The organism is Burkholderia sp. BCC1972 (genome assembly GCF_905339605.1).
In the GTDB taxonomy this organism is placed as follows: domain Bacteria; phylum Pseudomonadota; class Gammaproteobacteria; order Burkholderiales; family Burkholderiaceae; genus Burkholderia.
The window spans coordinates 371222-386875 of sequence record NZ_CAJPGH010000005.1; the positions used below are offsets into that span (position 1 = coordinate 371222).

Genomic DNA, 15654 nt, shown 5'->3' on the forward strand with positions numbered 1-15654 from the left:
CACAGGGTATTGGGTAAATGGCAAAAATCATCGTGGTGACCTCGGGCAAGGGCGGCGTGGGCAAGACGACGACGAGCGCGAGCTTTGCGTCCGGTATCGCGCTGCGCGGCCACAAGACGGCCGTGATCGACTTCGACGTCGGCCTGCGCAACCTCGATCTCATCATGGGCTGCGAGCGTCGCGTCGTGTATGACCTCGTGAACGTGATCCAGGGCGAAGCGAACCTGAACCAGGCGCTGATCAAGGACAAGAAGTGCGAGAACCTGTTCATCCTGCCGGCGTCGCAGACGCGCGACAAGGATGCGCTGACGCGCGACGGCGTCGAGAAGGTGCTGAACGACCTCGTCGCGATGGACTTCGAATACATCGTCTGCGATTCGCCCGCCGGTATCGAGGCCGGTGCGCTGCACGCGATGTACTTCGCCGATGAAGCGCTGATCGTCACGAACCCGGAAGTGTCGTCGGTGCGCGATTCCGACCGCATTCTGGGCATCCTGTCGTCGAAGACGAAGCGCGCGACCGAAGGCAAGGAGCCGATCAAGGAACACCTGCTGATCACGCGTTACAGCCCGAAGCGCGTGAGCGAAGGCGAGATGCTGTCGCTCGAGGACATCAGCGAGATCCTGCGTATCAAGCTGATCGGCGTGGTGCCCGAGTCGGAAGCCGTGCTGCACGCATCGAACCAGGGTCTGCCGGCGGTGCATATCGACGGTACCGACGTCGCCGAAGCGTACAAGGACGTCGTCGCCCGCTTCCTCGGCGAGGACAAGCCGCTGCGCTTCACCGATTACCAGAAGCCGGGCCTGCTGCAGCGCCTCTTCGGCAGCAAGTAACGGAGGCCGCCCATGTCCATCCTTTCGTTTCTCCTCGGCGAGAAGAAGAAATCCGCATCGGTCGCGAAGGAGCGCCTGCAGCTCATCATCGCGCACGAGCGGGTCGGCGGCCGGCCGCCGGCCGATTACCTGCCGGCGCTGCAGAAGGAACTCGTCGCGGTCATCTCGAAGTACGTCCATATTTCGAACGATGACATCCGCGTGAGCCTCGAGCGCCAGGACGACCTCGAAGTCCTCGAAGTGAAGATCGAGATCCCGCAGGCCTGACGCTTGCCGGTGTCCCTCCGCACGGCGGCACCCGCCGCCGTGCGCGTCTTACGCCCTGTTGCACTTTCGGGCACGCCGTAACACGGCGCCTGTCGGCCGTAACCGCCTCTCCCGCATTGAACGAATACGCTCGCGTAACTTGTTCAACCAGGAGGTTGTGATGGCTGTCTCTACCGTTCAACGTCGTATCGTTTCGCTCGTGCTGTTTGCCGCGGGCCTGTCAGCCGTCGTCGCGCCGTTTGCCGCCCATGCGGACGAGATTCTCGTCGGCACACCCGTGATCGCGCCGCAGGGCCGCGTGGTCATCGCCGAGCCGGTTGCCGTGCGCACCGAGGAGATCGTCGTCGTTGCGCCGAACGCGCCGCCGCCCGTGCGCTACGAGGTCGTGCCGACCGCGCGCGTGGGCTACGTGTGGGAACGCGGACACTGGCACTGGGATCATGGCCGCTACGTGTGGATCGGCGGCCACTGGGAAGCCGAGCGCATCGGCATGCAATGGGTGCCGGGCCATTGGGACCAGCGCGGTCCGAACTGGTTTTGGACCCGCGGCCACTGGGCGTGACGGAGGCGCGGGATGAAGCGAACTGTCATTGCCATCGCGCTCGTCGCGATCACGCTGGCCGGATGCATCGTCGTGCCGGCGCGGCCCGTCTACTATCGGCCGGCACCGGTCGTGATCTACTGAGCGTCGCGCGGGCCCGGTTGCGTCGGGCCGTTCGCGCCGGATGCAGCCGGTTCGTCGCCATGCGGCGCCAGCGCGTGCGCGGTACTGTCGTCCGGCGTTGCGGCGGCCGGCGCGTCGCCTGCATCGCGCAGCGTGTCGAGCGGATCGGCGGGCGCGGCGGCTGCGTCCTGCGGCTCGGTCACGCCGGTCGCGGCCGCCGCGCTCGCCGCCGCCGCCGCCGCCGATGCCGATGCCGATGCCGATGCCGCTGCGGGTTCGGTGGCCGCGGCGGGCGGCGCGAGATAGCGCAGCGCGAGCGTTTCGTAGAGCGGCGGCGCGAAAAAGCGCGATACGCGGCTCGACACCAGTGCGGTCGCCATCAGCGAAATCACGAGCGCATGACCGTTGATCATTTCCATCACGATCACGAACGACGTGATCGGCGACTGCGTGACGGCCGCCAGATAGCCGACCATCGCGAGGGCGATCAGCATCGGCAGGCTCATGTTGCTGAACACGACGTGCAGCAGGTTGCCGAACCCGGCCCCGATCGACAGCGACGGCGCGAAGATCCCGCCCGGGATGCCCGGCAGGTACGACGCGACCATCGAGATCATCTTCAGGAACGGATAGAACACCGACAGGTGCTGGCTGCCGTCGAGCAGGCCGCGCGCCTCGGCGTAGCCGCTGCCGAAGGTCGTGCCGCCCGACACGAGGCCGACGACGGCGATCGCGAACCCGCACGCCGCGGCGAACGTGATCGGCCGTTCGCGATACAGGCCCAGCAATCGCTCGGGCAGCCAGCGCCCCGTATTGAGCAGCAGCCAGCAGAACAGGCCGCCGGCGATACCCGTGACGATTGCGGTGACCAGCACCGCGACCGCCAGCAGTTTCGGGAAATGGAGGCCGGCATCGATCGTGCCGAAGTACGTGTAGTTGCCGTTCAGGCCGAGCGCGACGACGCCGGCGAGGATGATCGCGGTGATCAGCACGCCGCTGGCGCGCGCGGAGAAGCTGCGCGTCAGTTCCTCGATGGCGAACACGATCCCGGCGAGCGGTGTGTTGAACGCGGCCGACAGCCCGGCCGCCGCACCGGCCAGCACGAGCTGGCGTTCGATCTGCGCGTTCGAGCGCGGGTAGAAGCGCCGCAGGTTGAACATCAGCGCCGCGCCGACCTGCACGGTCGGCCCCTCGCGACCGATCGTGAAGCCGCCCAGGATGCCCAGGAACGAAATCAGCACCTTGCCGAACAGGATGCGCAGCGTCAGCAGCCGGGCGCCGAACGCGCTCGGGCGCGCATGCAGTGTCGCGATCACCTGCGGGATGCCGCTGCCTTCGGCACCGCGGAAGAACCGGCGCGTGAGCCATACCGACACGGCGGCGATCGCGGGCGTCAGCAGCAGCGGCAGCCACACCGCGTGCTCGCGCATCGCGCGGAAGGACTCGTAGCCCCAGTCGATGAGCCGCGCGTAAAGTACGGCGGCGAGCCCGACGACGATCGCACCGAGCCAGAAGATGCCGTACTGTCGCCAGATGCGCAGCGAGCGGCGGGTGAGGGCGGGAAACAGGGCGGGAATGGCGGGGCGTGGCATCGGCGCGGGCCGCAAGGCAAAGACCGAATTATAAAAAGAACGGGGTACCATTGGGGCGACAAAGAAACACAAGGCAGATGCATTTTGTTGCAAATGTAATGCTGGCGTAATGTCAGTGCACGGCAACCGTCGCTAGCATGACAAATGGCCAGCTAGGAATCTCCACAGAACGTGAAACGCATCCTCATCGTGAAAGTGACGTCGCTCGGCGACGTCGTCCAGACGCTGCCTGTCGTCGCGGACCTGCATCGCGCCTTCCCCGGCGTGACGGTCGACTGGGCCGTGGACGAGTCGTGTGCCGAGGTCGTGCGCTGGCATCCGGGCGTGAGCGCCGTGCTATGCGCACCGCTGCGCCGCTTCAAGAAGCTTCGGAATGCCGGCGACCTGAAGGCGATTTCGGCGTCGATCGGCGCATTGCGGGCCCATCGCTACGATGCGGTCATCGACCTGCATGGCGTGTACAAGAGCGCGATCATCTCGGCGCTGGCGCGTGCCGCACGACGCTTCGGCTACCAGACGCAGGATCTCGGCGAAACGGGTGCGCGCTTCGCGTATTCGCATCGCTTCGGCCCGCGGCCGGACTGCGATGCGTGGCACGGCATGCGCGTGAGCGCCGGCGAGGCGCTGGGTTACCGGCCCGAAGGCCCCGCCACCTACGGCGTCGTCCCGCCGCAGGGCGCGAACCTGCCGCCCGCCGTGACCGACGACACACCTTTCATGCTGCTGTTCCATGCGACGTCCAATCCGGACAAGAAATGGCCGGCCGACCATTGGGCCGCGCTCGCCACGCAGATGATGGCGCGCGGCGTACGCGTGCTGCTGCCGTGGGGCTCAAGCGCGGAGCACGACGATGCGAAGGACATCGCCGCGCGTGCACCGGGCGCAGTCGTGTTACCGGCGATGACGGTGCGCGAACTCGGTGCGGCGCTCGGACGGGCCGCGCTGGTGGTGGGCGTCGATACGGGGTTCGTCCACATGGCGCATGCGCTGCAGCGGCCGACCGTGATGATCTTCGTTGCGACGTCGCGTCACCATTGCGGTATCGGCGGCGCACCGAATGCGCTGTCGATCGGCGAGCCGGGCGCGATGCCGTCCGTCGACGAGGCGCTGGACGCGATCGATGCGGTCGCCCCTGCCTATGGCGCCGTGCACGCGCGCCTGACCGCCTGAAGGCGCGCTGCGGGCCGGTTCAGGCCAGCAGCGCCTCGACCGTGACGACGGCGGCGATCGCCGCCAGATTCGCCAGCAGCGCCTCGAACACGAGGCCGCGCCATGTCTTCGGCCGGAACCGCAGCGCGAGCAGCAGGGCGCCGCCGAGCGCGAGCGCGAGGATCAGGACGAGATCGGCATTGCCGAGGCGGATGTTCATGGCGGCGGCTCCTTTCGGGGCGGGATCCCCGGGCGCGCAACGGCGCGCCCAGGATCGAGTATAGGCAGCGCCGTCCGCCGCACAACCCGGGTCGCCCCGGAGGCTCAGACGAGCGACGCGTCGCGCGTTTCGCGCATCAGCAGCACGCCGATCAGGCTGATCGCCGCCGCGACCGACACATAGCCGCCCACCCACGACAGCCCGCCGCGCGCCGCCAGCAGCTGCGCGATATATGGTGCGATCGACGCGCCGAGAATCCCGCCGAGGTTGTACGCGACGCCCGCGCCCGTATAGCGGACGTTGGTCGGGAACAGCTCCGGCAGCAGCGCGCCCATCGGCGCGAACGTCACACCCATCAGGAACAGCTCGATCGTCAGGAACAGCGCGACGAGCGGCATCGAGCCGCTGCCGAGCAACGGCTCCATCGCGAAACCCGACAGCAGCGCGGCGATGGCGCCGGCGATCAGCACCGGCTTGCGGCCGAAGCGGTCCGACGCCCATGCGGAAAGCGGCGTCGCGAGCCCCATGAACACGACGGCGAAACACAGCAGCCCGAGGAAGCTCTGGCGCGGAATATGCAGCGCCGACACGCCGTACGACAGCGAGAACACCGTCGAGATATAGAACAGCGTGTAGCAGACGACCATCGCGAGCGCGCCGAGCAGCGTCGGCTGCCAGTGCTGCGTGACGAGCGTCGCGACCGGCACGCGCACGCGTTCGTTGCGGTCGAGCGCGGCCTGGAACGCGGGCGTTTCGGTGATCTTGAGCCGTACGTACAGGCCGAGCGCGACGAGCACCGCGCTGACGAGGAACGGAATGCGCCAGCCCCAACTGCGGAACTGTTCGTCGGACAGCGACAGCGCGAGCGCGAAGAACAGGCCGTTCGACATCAGGAAGCCGACCGATGGCCCCAGTTGCGGGAACATCCCGAACCAGCCGCGCTTGCCTTGCGGCGCGTGCTCGGTCGCGAGCAGCGCCGCGCCGCCCCATTCGCCGCCGAGGCCGATCCCCTGGCCGAAGCGCAGCACGCACAGCAGCACCGGTGCAAGCGCGCCGATCGCGTCGTAGCCGGGCACGAAGCCGATCGCGGTGGTCGACACGCCCATCACGAGCAGCGACGCGACGAGCGTCGACTTGCGGCCGATGCGGTCGCCGAAATGCCCGAACAGGAACGAGCCGATCGGGCGTGCGATGAACGCGATGCCGAACGTGACGAACGCGGACAGCGCCTGCGCGGTCGCGGAACCGTGCGGGAAGAACACGGGGCCGATGACGAGCGCGGCGGCCGTCGCATACACATAGAAATCGTAGAACTCGATCGCGGTGCCGATGAAGCTCGCGAACACGATGCGCCGGTGGCTGACGGCGCCGGCCGAACCGGTTGCGTGAGCAACGGTCGGGGGGGATGCGGACATGGATGTCTCCGTTTTGTCGTTGGGGCGGTCGGCTGCGCGTGCGATCGGGCAGGCGGATGCCTGCCGGGTGCAGCCGAGCGGATGATGCGGATGACGCGATGGCGGCGTGGACGCGCGCCGTTGGCGCGGACGTCACCCGCCGGTCGACGATGGAGACGGGTACGTCGCCGCCGCCCGGTGCCGGCGTGGTCGGCTCGCATGCCGGGTGGGGCGCGCGAACGCGCGCGCGGCGTGATGGCCGCGCGAGTGCGGAAAATTATAGCCAGCGCTGCCGCACACCGGCAATCGTGCGACGGCGGCGCGTCAGTCGATCGACTGCGCCTGCGCGGACGCCGTGCTTTGCAACTGGAAGTGGCCGTCGTCGTTGAAGAGCCAGCCTTCCATCAGTTCGAGCCGGCCGTTGCCGTCGAGCAGCCGCGACGGCGGCGGCGGCAGCGGCGCCGAGCGGCGCAGCGATGCGAGGGCGAGCGCTTCCGCCTCGCTGTCGCCGTTGCTGCGATAGACGGACGCATTGACGAGCCGGCCGTCCCCATCGACGGTGAAGGACACGACGACGAGCGAGCGGAGCATGGCCTGCGGCGAGCCATGCAGCATGCCCGACGGATTGCGTTCGGCGACACGCTGCGCGACCTCGACGCGATACTGGTCGAGGCTGCCGCTGCGCGTGATCGAAGGAATCGTCAGGATCGAGTGCAGTGAAGGCGGCGGCGTGATCGTGCACGCCGCGAGCAGGGCGGCGACGGCCAGCGCGGCGACACGCAGCCGATCGACGCGCGGACGGAGAAGGGGGCGCATGGGAGGCTGGCCGGAAGTGACGATAGAAAAATGATAGGCGTACGGACGCGAGCCGATATCGGGACAAACGCATAACGCGCGAGGCCGGGTGTTGCGATTGCTGATGGCGATCGCCGCGCGTCACGCCGCCCGTTCGCGACGTGACGTGACATGTGACAGCGCGCTCGGCCGGCGCGTGTGTTGCACGGATGAAAGGTGGCGCACGCGCGTCGCGGACACTGTTCGCGCGCGTCAGAATCCGTGCGTGACGAGCGACAGCACCGACAGGTCGGGGTGCGTGCCGTCGATGATGCTCTTGCCGATGTGTACGGCTTCGTGGACGGCTTCATCGAGGCTCGCGAAGCTTTCCTCGCCGTCCGCGTGGAACGGTACCGCGTGCCCGGGCAGCGCGGGGTTCGCGCCCGGATGGCACACGTAGCCGGTGTAGGTATATCGCGTGTCGCTGCCGGGCACGGCGGCCGGCACGACATGGATCTCGAAGCCTTCGTAATCGACGGGTTCCGTCGCGCTCGACAGTTCGGTCATGGCGATCTCCGTGTGCCGCGCGCAGGGGTGGCGCGTGCGGCATCGAGTACGCGGCGGCGGTCGTGTCGCCGTGTTGAACGAATTCTAGGTGATCGCGGGGCGGGCCGGGAGGCTTCCGGCGCTGGGCCCGGCCACGTTCCGTCCCGATTGATGGACGGGTGCGCGCGGCTGCGTCAGGGCTTGCAGCGCGCGTCCTTGCGCTGCACGACGATGATCACCGGGTATTTCTGGCCGTGGTCGAGCTCCACGCGCGCGACGACGGTGAGCGTCGCCGGATCGGAATCGTCGTACACGCTGACCTGTTCGTTGCGCAGGTAGGTCACGCCGGTGCAGTTCGACGTGCGTCCGTCGTCCGACACCTTGCACTGAAGATCGTTGTCCTTCAGGTAGTTGTAGGGTGACGGGCTCGCGAGGTATTCGCTCAGGCCGCGCGGCGAACCGCCGACGCCGCTGACGGTTGCGATCGCGCACGAGGCCTGGGTGCCGCTGCCGGACGCGGTATCGGCGGCCGCGTGCGTGCTGACGGCGGCCAGCATGACGACGAGCGACGAGACGATGAAGGGCTTCATGAAGTGGGTTTCCCGTTTCGCGAATCGGAGCGCGGGATTGTAGCGGCATCCGGCGCAACGCGTCGGAACGTGCGGGAAGGGCGCGCACGGACAAGCCGATAAGCAAAAACCCCGTCATTCAACGAATGGACGGGGTTGGGCGAACTTCCTGGCGGAAGCGGTGAGATTCGAACTCACGGACAGTTTCCCGTCGCCGGTTTTCAAGACCGGTGCCTTAAACCGCTCGGCCACGCTTCCACACGAGGCGGCATTGTAACCGAAATGCCGCCTCGTTCATTCGTTCAGTCGTCGCGCAGGAACAATTCCTGCAGGTCGTTGAGGAAACGCTGGCCGAGCGGCGTCGGCGCGATCTGCGCGAAATCGCGCGCGATCAGCCCGCGCCGTTCCGCTTCCTGCAGCGCCGGCTCGATCGTGCTCATCGGCAGGCCCGTGCGTTCGGCGAAGCTGTGCACGGGGAAGCCCTCGACGAGCCGCAGCGTGTTCAGCATGAACTCGAACGGCAGGTCGCGCGCACCGACTTCACGCTCTTCCTGCACGGCATTGCCGGCCTTCGCCTGCTCGATGAAGGTTGCCGGATGCTTGTAGCGTGCCTGCCGCAGGATCCGGTTCGGGAACGACAGCTTCGTGTGCGCGCCCGCGCCGATCCCGAGATAGTCGCCGAAGCGCCAGTAGTTCAGGTTGTGCTTGCACTGATGATTCGGCTTCGCATACGCGGACACTTCGTAGCGCCCGTAGCCGGCCTCGGCCGTGCGCGCGTGGATCCACTCCTGCATGTCGGCCGACGCGTCGTCGTCGGGGACGACGGGCGGGAACTTCGCGAACAGCGTATTCGGCTCGAGCGTCAGGTGATACAGCGACAGATGCGGCGGCGCGAACGACAGCGCGGTCTCGATGTCGGTGCGGCATTCGTCGAGCGTCTGGTTCGGCAGCGCGAACATCAGGTCGAGGTTGAAGTTGTCGAAGTTCTTCGCGGCGATCTCGACGGCCGCACGCGCCTGCGCGGTGTCGTGAATCCGGCCGAGCGCCTTCAGGTGCGCCTCGTTGAAGCTCTGGATGCCGACCGACAGGCGGTTCACGCCGCTTGCGCGGAACTGCGCGAACTTCGCGGCCTCGAACGTGCCCGGATTCGCCTCGAGCGTGATCTCGGCATCGGCGTCGAGCGGCAGCAGCGCACGCACGTCGGACAGCATCCGGTCGAGGCCGGCCGCCGACAGCAGGCTCGGCGTGCCGCCGCCAATGAAGACGGTATGCACCTGCCGCCCCCACACGAGCGGCAGCGCCTGCTCGAGATCGGCGCGCAGCGCATCGAGGTACTCGGTTTCCGGAAACCGTTCGCCTTTCCATTCGTGCGAGTTGAAATCGCAGTACGGGCACTTGCGCACGCACCACGGGAAATGCACGTACAGCGCGAGCGGTGGCAGCGACGTGAGCCGCACCTGGCCGGGCGACGTGAAGGTCGCGACGACGCGCGCGCCGGTTTCCGCGGCCTGGCTCATGCAACCCCCTGCAGCAGCGAACGGGTATCGGTCACGCTCATGCTTCCTCCGCGAGCCGCGCCAGCAGCGCCTTCAGCGCCAGCGCGCGATGGCTGTGGGTGTTCTTCACGGCCGGATCGAGCTCGGCGGCCGTCGCGCCGAGCGCCGGCAGGTAGAAATACGGGTCGTAGCCGAATCCGTGCTCGCCGCGCGGCGTGTCGACGATCTCGCCGGCCCAGCGCCCTTCGGCGAACAGCGGCTCGGGATCGTCCGCGTGGCGCACCAGCGCGAGCACGCAGCAATAGTATGCGCGCCGGTCATCGACGCCGCGCAGTTGCTCGACGAGATACGCGTTGTTCGCCGCGTCGCCCTTGTCGCGGCCCGCGCGCTGCGCGTAGCGCGCCGAGTAGACGCCCGGCGCACCGCGCAGCACGCGCACGCACAGGCCCGAATCGTCGGCGATCGCCGGCAGCCCGGTGAGCCGCGACGCGTGACGCGCCTTCGTCAGCGCGTTCTCGATGAACGTGCCGAACGGCTCTTCCGCTTCGGGCACCGCAAGATCGCCCTGCGGGACGATCTCGATGCCGACCGTCGAGAACAGTGCGGTGAATTCGCGCAGCTTGCCCGGGTTGTTCGACGCGAGGACGATGCGCGACAGCGGCGCGAGGGTGTGGTCGTCCGGCATGTCAGGCGCCCAGCACGTCTTTCTGCAGCTGCACGAGCTCGGCGATGCCGCCCTGCGCGAGGTCGAGCAGCGCATTCATCTCGGCGCGCGAGAACGGCACGCCTTCGGCCGTGCCCTGGACTTCGACGAAGCCGCCGGCGCCCGTCATCACGACGTTCATGTCGGTGTCGCACTGCGAATCTTCCGCGTAGTCGAGGTCGAGCACCGGCGCGCCTTGGTACACGCCGACCGAGATCGCGGCCACGTGGTCGGTGATCGGCGAGCGCGCGAGCTTGCCGGTCGCGATCAGCTTCGACACGGCGTCGTGTGCGGCGACGAAGGCGCCGGTGATGCTCGCGGTGCGCGTGCCGCCGTCGGCCTGGATCACGTCGCAGTCGATGTGGATCGTGCGCGGGCCGAGCGCCTCGAGATCGAACACCGCGCGCAGCGCGCGGCCGATCAGGCGCTGAATTTCCTGCGTGCGGCCCGTCTGCTTGCCGCGCGCGGCTTCGCGGTCGCTGCGCGTGTGCGTCGCGCGCGGCAGCATCCCGTATTCGGCGGTCAGCCAGCCTTGCCCGCGGTCGCGCAGGAAGTCGGGCACGCGTTCGGAGACGCTCGCGGTGCAGAGCACCTTGGTGTCGCCGAATTCGACCAGCACCGAGCCTTCGGCGTGTTTCGTGTAGTGGCGCGTGAGGGCGACCTTGCGCAGTGCGTCGGCGCGGCGGCCGCTCGGGCGGGAAACGGAAGACGTCATGGGGAAATCGCGGAAGGAGAGGAAACCCCGATTTTAGCGCCGAACGGCGGCCGTGCCCGGCGGGGTGGTCCGCAAAAATGGGATAATGCGCGCTTCCCGCCCCGCGCTTTCCGATGCGCCGGGCGCCTCGACATATCCCCGCCCGCGAGGGCACCCAGACGGCGAGACGAACCATGATCTACAGCATGACGGGCTACGCGAGCGCGACGCGCGAACTCGTGACGGCCACCGGCAACGGCGGCACCAGCGTGTCGGTCGAACTGCGCACCGTGAACTCGCGCTTCCTCGACCTCAATTTCCGGATGCCGGACGACGTGCGCGCGTGCGAACCCGCGCTGCGCGAAATGCTGATGAACAAGCTGTCGCGCGGCAAGGTCGACGTGCGCATCAACCTGCAGCGCGGCGAACAGAGCATCGGCGCGGGCGCGCTGAACCAGTCGGCGCTCGGCCAACTGGCCGATCTCGAGCGCGCGGTGCTCGATTCGTTCCCGGGCGTCGGCCGCCTGCGCGCGGGTGAAATCCTGCGCTGGCCGGGCGTGCTCGCCGAGAGCGGCGTGTCGGCGGAAGCGATCCGCGATGCCGTGCTCGCGTGCGGCAAGGAAGCGATCGGCGAGCTCGTCGTCGTGCGTTCGCGCGAAGGCGCGCAACTGGCGACGATGCTGCTGTCGAACGTCACCGAGATGGAAGCGATCGTCGCGCGCATCACGCCGCTCGTGCCGGAGCTGATCGCGAAGCATCAGCAGAAGATCGTCGAACGGCTGCAGGAAGCGCTCGGCATCGCGGCGCCGGAAGGCAGCGCGACGATCGTTACGCGCGAGGAAGCCGCGGAACGCATCCGTCAGGAAGTGACGATGTACGGGATCCGGATCGACATCGCGGAAGAGCTGTCGCGCCTCACCGCGCACCTGAACGAAACGCGTCACGTGATCGAGAAGGGCGGCCGCGTCGGCAAGCGTCTCGACTTCATGATGCAGGAACTGAATCGAGAAGCAAACACGCTCGGCTCGAAGGCGGCGGCGAAGGAACTGGCCGACGCATCGATGGCGCTCAAGCTGTTGATCGAGCAGATGCGCGAGCAAGTGCAAAACCTGGAGTAAAGCAACATGACGGACTCTCATCGCGACGCCCACGCGTCGCATTCGCTGCATGGCGGCGTCTATCCCGGCAACCTGTTCATGGTCGTCGCGCCGTCGGGCGCGGGCAAGTCGACGCTCGTGAATGCGCTGCTGTCGAAGGACAGCGACATCTGCCTGTCGATCTCGTACACGACGCGCAAGCCGCGCCCGGGCGAACAGGACGGCCGGCACTACCACTTCACGACCGTCGAGGATTTCCGCACGCGTCACGCGGCGCACGAATTCCTCGAGAGCGCGGAAGTGCACGGCAATTACTACGGCACGTCGCGCGTCTGGATCGAAGAGCAGATGAAGAACGGCCATGACGTGCTGCTCGAGATCGACTGGCAGGGCGCGCTGCAGGTGAAGAAGCAGTTCCGCAACGCGGTCGGCATCTTCATCCTGCCGCCGTCGCTCGATGCGCTCGAGGAGCGTCTGAAGAAGCGCGGCCAGGATGAACCGAATGTGATCACGCGGCGCCTGCTGGCCGCCGGCAGCGAGATCGCGCACGCGTCGGAAGCGGAATACGTGGTGATCAACGAGAATTTCGAGCGAGCGCTCGCGGAACTCGAATGCATCGTCGCCGCGACGCGCCTGCGCTTTGCTTCGCAGTACGCTCGACACACGGAGTTGTTCATCGAGCTCGGCATCCATCTGCCCCACGCGGAATGACGCGGGGGACGAGGGACATAAGGTAGAATAAGGACTATATTCAGAAGGAATTACCAACATGGCTCGCATTACCGTCGAAGACTGCCTGAAGCAAATCCCGAATCGCTTCGAACTGGCGCTCGCCGCCACCTACCGCGCGCGGCAGCTCGCGCAAGGCCATACGCCGAAGATCGAAAGCCGCGACAAGCCGACCGTCGTCGCGCTGCGCGAAATCGCTGCCGGCCAGGTCGGCGTCGAGATGCTGAAGAAGGTGCCGGTGTAACGCGCATCCGGCCCGTTCCAGCCATGTAATCCACGCGCGCAACGACTCGACCTGGAGGCGAATATGAGCACCACCCCATCGTCCGCCTCCGCGGATTCGACCACCGAAGCCACGGCCCAGTCGCCTGCGCGCCAGTACATCGACGCGGTCCTCGAACAGTCCTTCCGGCATCTGTTCGGGCCGACCGCTACGCCGGAGCAGCCGCGCAAGCACGGCGTCGTTTCGATCGCGAAACTGACGGCCGTGCTTGCCGACTATCTCGCCCCGGACGAAATCAAAGAGGTCAAGGCGGCGTTCCACTTCAGCGACGAAGCCCACCTCGGTCAATATCGCCAGAGCGGCGAGCCCTACATCACCCATCCCGTTGCCGTCGCGGAAATCTGCGCCGGCTGGAAGCTCGACGCGCAGGCCGTGATGGCCGCTTTGCTGCACGACGTGATGGAAGACCAGGGCGTGACCAAGAACGAGCTGGCCGAGCGGTTCGGCCCGAAGGTCGCCGAACTGGTCGACGGCCTGTCGAAGCTCGACAAGATGGAATTCCGCAGCCGCGAGGAAGCGCAGGCGGAAAACTTCCGCAAGATGCTGCTCGCGATGGCACGCGACGTGCGCGTCATTCTCGTCAAGCTCGCCGACCGCCTGCACAACATGCGCACGCTCGGCGCGGTGCCGATGGAAAAGCGCCGCCGCGTCGCGCGCGAAACGCTCGACATCTACGCGCCGATCGCGCACCGGCTCGGGTTGAACAACACGTATCGCGAGCTGCAGGACATGAGCTTCGCGAACTTCAACCCGCATCGCTACGCGACGCTCGAGAAGGCCGTGAAGGCCGCACGCGGCAATCGCCGCGAAGTGATCAGCAAGATCCTCGAGGCCGCGCAGCGCGCGATGGCCGACGCGAAGATCGACGCCGAGATCACCGGTCGCGAGAAAACCATCTACAGCGTCTACCGCAAGATGCGCGACAAGCAGCTGTCGTTCTCGCAGGTGCTCGACGTGTACGGTTTCCGCGTCGTCGTCGACAGCCCGCTCGACTGCTATACGTGCATCGGCGCATTGCATGCGCTGTACAAGCCCGTGCCCGGCAAGTTCAAGGACTACATCGCGATCCCGAAGATCAACGGCTATCAGTCGCTGCACACGACGCTCGTCGGCCCGTTCGGCGCGCCGATCGAGTTCCAGGTGCGCACGCGCAAGATGCACGAGATCGCCGAGGCAGGGGTCGCCGCGCACTGGCTGTACAAGAACGGCAGCGCCGATCTCAGCGACGTGCAGAAGCGCGCGCACCAGTGGCTGAAGTCGCTGCTCGACATCCAGAGCGAAGCCGGCGATTCGAGCGAATTCCTCGAGCACGTGAAGATCGACCTGTTTCCCGACGCGGTCTACGTGTTCACGCCGAAGTCGAAGATCATGGCGCTGCCGCGCGGCGCGACGGCGCTCGATTTCGCGTATTCGATCCACAGCGATCTCGGCAACCAGTGCGTGGCCGTGAAGATCAACAACGAATTGCTGCCGCTGCGCACCGAGTTGAAGAGCGGCGACATCGTCGAGGTGATCACCGCGCCGTATTCGAAGCCGAACCCCGCGTGGCTCGGCTTCGTGCGCACCGGCAAGGCGCGTTCGGCGATCCGCCACTACCTGAAGACGATGCGCCTGAACGAGTCCGTGCAGCTGGGCGAGCGGCTCGTCGACCAGAGCCTGAAGGGCTATGGCCTCGCGCTGGCCGACGTCGAGCCGGAAGTGTGGGAAAAGCTCGTGCAGTGGACGGGCAACAAGAGCCGTCAGGAAATTTTCGCGGACATCGGTCTCGGCCGCCGCGTCGCCGCGGTGATGGCGAAGCGCATCGAGGTGCTGATGAGCGGCCGCGACGCGGACGACGACCTGCCGAAGTCCGAGCGGCACCCCGCGCATCATGCGCCGCCGGTGGTGATCACCGGCACCGAGGGGATGTCCGTGCAGTTGTCGGCGTGCTGCCGGCCGATTCCGGGCGACGCCATCATGGGTTACATCGGCATCGGCCTGGGGATGGCGATTCATACGACCGATTGCCGTGTCGCGCAGCGTATCCATCGGCGCGATCCGGGCCGCTGGATCGATGTCGAATGGGCGCCGCAGCCGGGTCGCCTGTTCGATGTCGCGGTGAAGGTGCTCGTGAAGAATACGAAGGGCATCTTCGCGCGTGTCGCGGCGGACATCACGTCGGCCGACGCGAACATCGTGCATATCGCGATGGACGAGGATCTGACGCATGAATCGACGGTGCTGCGCTTCGTGATCCAGGTCAGCGACCGCGTGCATCTCGCGAACGTGATGCGGCGCGTACGTACCAATCCGGATGTGATGCGGATCATGCGCGAGCGCTCGACCGACGACGGTGTGCATGCGCGCCACGACGGCGGCATGCGTATCGAGCGCGAACGGCAGGATTACTGACACGCCTGCAGCGCGCGGGCGATCGATCGACAGACGGCGGCCAGCGGCCGCCGTTTTCATTGATGCTGCGGCCAGGCCGGCGATGGCGCACGCGAGAAGAGGGGGATGCGGAAAAGAAAAAGGGCTTTCCCGGAGGAAAGCCCTTTTAAGGTGGCGCGGCTGGCAGGATTCGAACCCACGACCCCTTGGTTCGTAGCCAAGTACTCTATCCAACTGAGCTACAGCCGCACGCAAAACGGTACTGCTTCAACTG

General features: G+C 67.0%; 17 protein-coding genes and 2 tRNA genes. 8 read left to right on the plus strand and 11 right to left on the minus strand.

Features of this window, described 5'->3' with window-relative positions; genetic code table 11:
* The first annotated feature begins 17 nt into the window (after positions 1-17).
* The 3 genes from minD (at position 18) to U5798_RS11190 (ending at position 1662) form a co-directional block, all read left to right on the plus strand.
* On the plus strand, positions 18-833 hold the full coding sequence (minD, locus tag U5798_RS11180; RefSeq protein ID WP_085039699.1) for a septum site-determining protein MinD: 816 nt from the start codon (positions 18-20) through the stop codon (positions 831-833).
* A gap of 12 nt (positions 834-845) precedes the next feature.
* Positions 846-1100, plus strand: coding sequence for a cell division topological specificity factor MinE (minE, locus tag U5798_RS11185; RefSeq protein ID WP_006486661.1), 255 nt, complete (start codon positions 846-848; stop codon positions 1098-1100).
* 160 nt (positions 1101-1260) lie between these two features.
* Complete coding sequence (locus U5798_RS11190; RefSeq protein ID WP_322082058.1) at positions 1261-1662, plus strand: YXWGXW repeat-containing protein; 402 nt, start codon at positions 1261-1263, stop codon at positions 1660-1662.
* Positions 1663-1778: 116 nt separating this feature from the next.
* Here U5798_RS11190 and U5798_RS11195 read toward each other — a convergent pair whose 3' ends face one another.
* Positions 1779-3356, minus strand: coding sequence for a chloride channel protein (locus U5798_RS11195; protein WP_322082059.1), 1578 nt, complete (start codon positions 3354-3356; stop codon positions 1779-1781).
* Between the two features lie 171 nt (positions 3357-3527).
* On the opposite strand from U5798_RS11195, the gene waaC reads away from it, so the two are divergent.
* On the plus strand, positions 3528-4526 hold the full coding sequence (gene waaC, locus U5798_RS11200) for a lipopolysaccharide heptosyltransferase I (protein WP_322082060.1): 999 nt from the start codon (positions 3528-3530) through the stop codon (positions 4524-4526).
* Between the two features lie 19 nt (positions 4527-4545).
* Here the strand turns inward: waaC and U5798_RS11205 are convergent, their stop codons facing one another.
* The 9 genes from U5798_RS11205 to rph form a co-directional block, all read right to left on the minus strand.
* Positions 4546-4725: a hypothetical protein gene (locus tag U5798_RS11205; protein WP_021164136.1), complete on the minus strand. Its 180-nt coding sequence runs from the start codon at positions 4723-4725 to the stop codon at positions 4546-4548.
* Positions 4726-4829: 104 nt separating this feature from the next.
* Positions 4830-6140, minus strand: coding sequence for an MFS transporter (locus U5798_RS11210; RefSeq protein ID WP_322082061.1), 1311 nt, complete (start codon positions 6138-6140; stop codon positions 4830-4832).
* A gap of 303 nt (positions 6141-6443) precedes the next feature.
* Entirely contained in the window at positions 6444-6935 is a 492-nt protein-coding gene (locus U5798_RS11215; RefSeq protein ID WP_124448982.1) for an energy transducer TonB, read from the minus strand.
* Positions 6936-7166: 231 nt separating this feature from the next.
* Complete coding sequence (locus tag U5798_RS11220; RefSeq protein ID WP_124448980.1) at positions 7167-7460, minus strand: hypothetical protein; 294 nt, start codon at positions 7458-7460, stop codon at positions 7167-7169.
* Positions 7461-7633: 173 nt separating this feature from the next.
* The gene (locus U5798_RS11225) at positions 7634-8029 is read right to left on the minus strand and encodes a hypothetical protein (RefSeq protein WP_124448978.1); all 396 of its coding nucleotides are present in this window, start codon (positions 8027-8029) and stop codon (positions 7634-7636) included.
* A 149-nt stretch (positions 8030-8178) separates the two neighbouring features.
* Positions 8179-8266: transfer RNA gene (locus tag U5798_RS11230), tRNA-Ser, on the minus strand.
* A 44-nt stretch (positions 8267-8310) separates the two neighbouring features.
* A complete protein-coding gene (gene hemW / locus U5798_RS11235) occupies positions 8311-9525 on the minus strand; it encodes a radical SAM family heme chaperone HemW (protein WP_322082062.1) in 1215 nt (404 codons plus the stop codon).
* A gap of 37 nt (positions 9526-9562) precedes the next feature.
* A complete protein-coding gene (gene rdgB, locus U5798_RS11240; RefSeq protein ID WP_322082063.1) occupies positions 9563-10189 on the minus strand; it encodes an RdgB/HAM1 family non-canonical purine NTP pyrophosphatase in 627 nt (208 codons plus the stop codon).
* Between the two features lies 1 nt (position 10190).
* Positions 10191-10922, minus strand: coding sequence for a ribonuclease PH (gene rph, locus U5798_RS11245; protein ID WP_322082064.1), 732 nt, complete (start codon positions 10920-10922; stop codon positions 10191-10193).
* Between the two features lie 173 nt (positions 10923-11095).
* Here rph and U5798_RS11250 point away from each other — a divergent pair, with 173 nt between their 5' ends.
* The 4 genes from U5798_RS11250 (at position 11096) to U5798_RS11265 (ending at position 15401) form a co-directional block, all read left to right on the plus strand.
* On the plus strand, positions 11096-12019 hold the full coding sequence (locus U5798_RS11250) for a YicC/YloC family endoribonuclease (RefSeq protein WP_124448970.1): 924 nt from the start codon (positions 11096-11098) through the stop codon (positions 12017-12019).
* Between the two features lie 6 nt (positions 12020-12025).
* Positions 12026-12709, plus strand: a complete 684-nt coding sequence (gene gmk, locus U5798_RS11255) for a guanylate kinase (RefSeq protein WP_322082065.1) — start codon at positions 12026-12028, stop codon at positions 12707-12709.
* Between the two features lie 58 nt (positions 12710-12767).
* A complete protein-coding gene (gene rpoZ, locus U5798_RS11260) occupies positions 12768-12971 on the plus strand; it encodes a DNA-directed RNA polymerase subunit omega (protein WP_006025620.1) in 204 nt (67 codons plus the stop codon).
* Between the two features lie 63 nt (positions 12972-13034).
* Positions 13035-15401, plus strand: coding sequence for a RelA/SpoT family protein (locus tag U5798_RS11265; protein ID WP_124448966.1), 2367 nt, complete (start codon positions 13035-13037; stop codon positions 15399-15401).
* A gap of 151 nt (positions 15402-15552) precedes the next feature.
* On the opposite strand, the gene U5798_RS11270 is transcribed toward U5798_RS11265, so the two are convergent.
* Positions 15553-15629, minus strand: a tRNA-Arg gene (locus tag U5798_RS11270).
* Positions 15630-15654: the final 25 nt, after the last annotated feature.

What these genes read in the sequence shown, in the direction of transcription:
- U5798_RS11210 (WP_322082061.1), bottom strand. Translation starts at nt 6,140, where the DNA reads ATGTCCGCATCCCCCCCGACCGTTGCTCACGCAACCGGTTCGGCCGGC.
- rph (WP_322082064.1), bottom strand. Translation starts at nt 10,922, where the DNA reads ATGACGTCTTCCGTTTCCCGCCCGAGCGGCCGCCGCGCCGACGCACTG.
- rpoZ (WP_006025620.1), top strand. Translation starts at nt 12,768, where the DNA reads ATGGCTCGCATTACCGTCGAAGACTGCCTGAAGCAAATCCCGAATCGC.
- U5798_RS11220 (WP_124448980.1), bottom strand. Translation starts at nt 7,460, where the DNA reads ATGACCGAACTGTCGAGCGCGACGGAACCCGTCGATTACGAAGGCTTC.
- U5798_RS11215 (WP_124448982.1), bottom strand. Translation starts at nt 6,935, where the DNA reads ATGCGCCCCCTTCTCCGTCCGCGCGTCGATCGGCTGCGTGTCGCCGCG.
- gmk (WP_322082065.1), top strand. Translation starts at nt 12,026, where the DNA reads ATGACGGACTCTCATCGCGACGCCCACGCGTCGCATTCGCTGCATGGC.
- minD (WP_085039699.1), top strand. Translation starts at nt 18, where the DNA reads ATGGCAAAAATCATCGTGGTGACCTCGGGCAAGGGCGGCGTGGGCAAG.
- U5798_RS11190 (WP_322082058.1), top strand. Translation starts at nt 1,261, where the DNA reads ATGGCTGTCTCTACCGTTCAACGTCGTATCGTTTCGCTCGTGCTGTTT.
- hemW (WP_322082062.1), bottom strand. Translation starts at nt 9,525, where the DNA reads ATGAGCCAGGCCGCGGAAACCGGCGCGCGCGTCGTCGCGACCTTCACG.
- rdgB (WP_322082063.1), bottom strand. Translation starts at nt 10,189, where the DNA reads ATGCCGGACGACCACACCCTCGCGCCGCTGTCGCGCATCGTCCTCGCG.
- U5798_RS11195 (WP_322082059.1), bottom strand. Translation starts at nt 3,356, where the DNA reads ATGCCACGCCCCGCCATTCCCGCCCTGTTTCCCGCCCTCACCCGCCGC.
- U5798_RS11265 (WP_124448966.1), top strand. Translation starts at nt 13,035, where the DNA reads ATGAGCACCACCCCATCGTCCGCCTCCGCGGATTCGACCACCGAAGCC.
- U5798_RS11205 (WP_021164136.1), bottom strand. Translation starts at nt 4,725, where the DNA reads ATGAACATCCGCCTCGGCAATGCCGATCTCGTCCTGATCCTCGCGCTC.
- U5798_RS11250 (WP_124448970.1), top strand. Translation starts at nt 11,096, where the DNA reads ATGATCTACAGCATGACGGGCTACGCGAGCGCGACGCGCGAACTCGTG.
- U5798_RS11225 (WP_124448978.1), bottom strand. Translation starts at nt 8,029, where the DNA reads ATGAAGCCCTTCATCGTCTCGTCGCTCGTCGTCATGCTGGCCGCCGTC.
- minE (WP_006486661.1), top strand. Translation starts at nt 846, where the DNA reads ATGTCCATCCTTTCGTTTCTCCTCGGCGAGAAGAAGAAATCCGCATCG.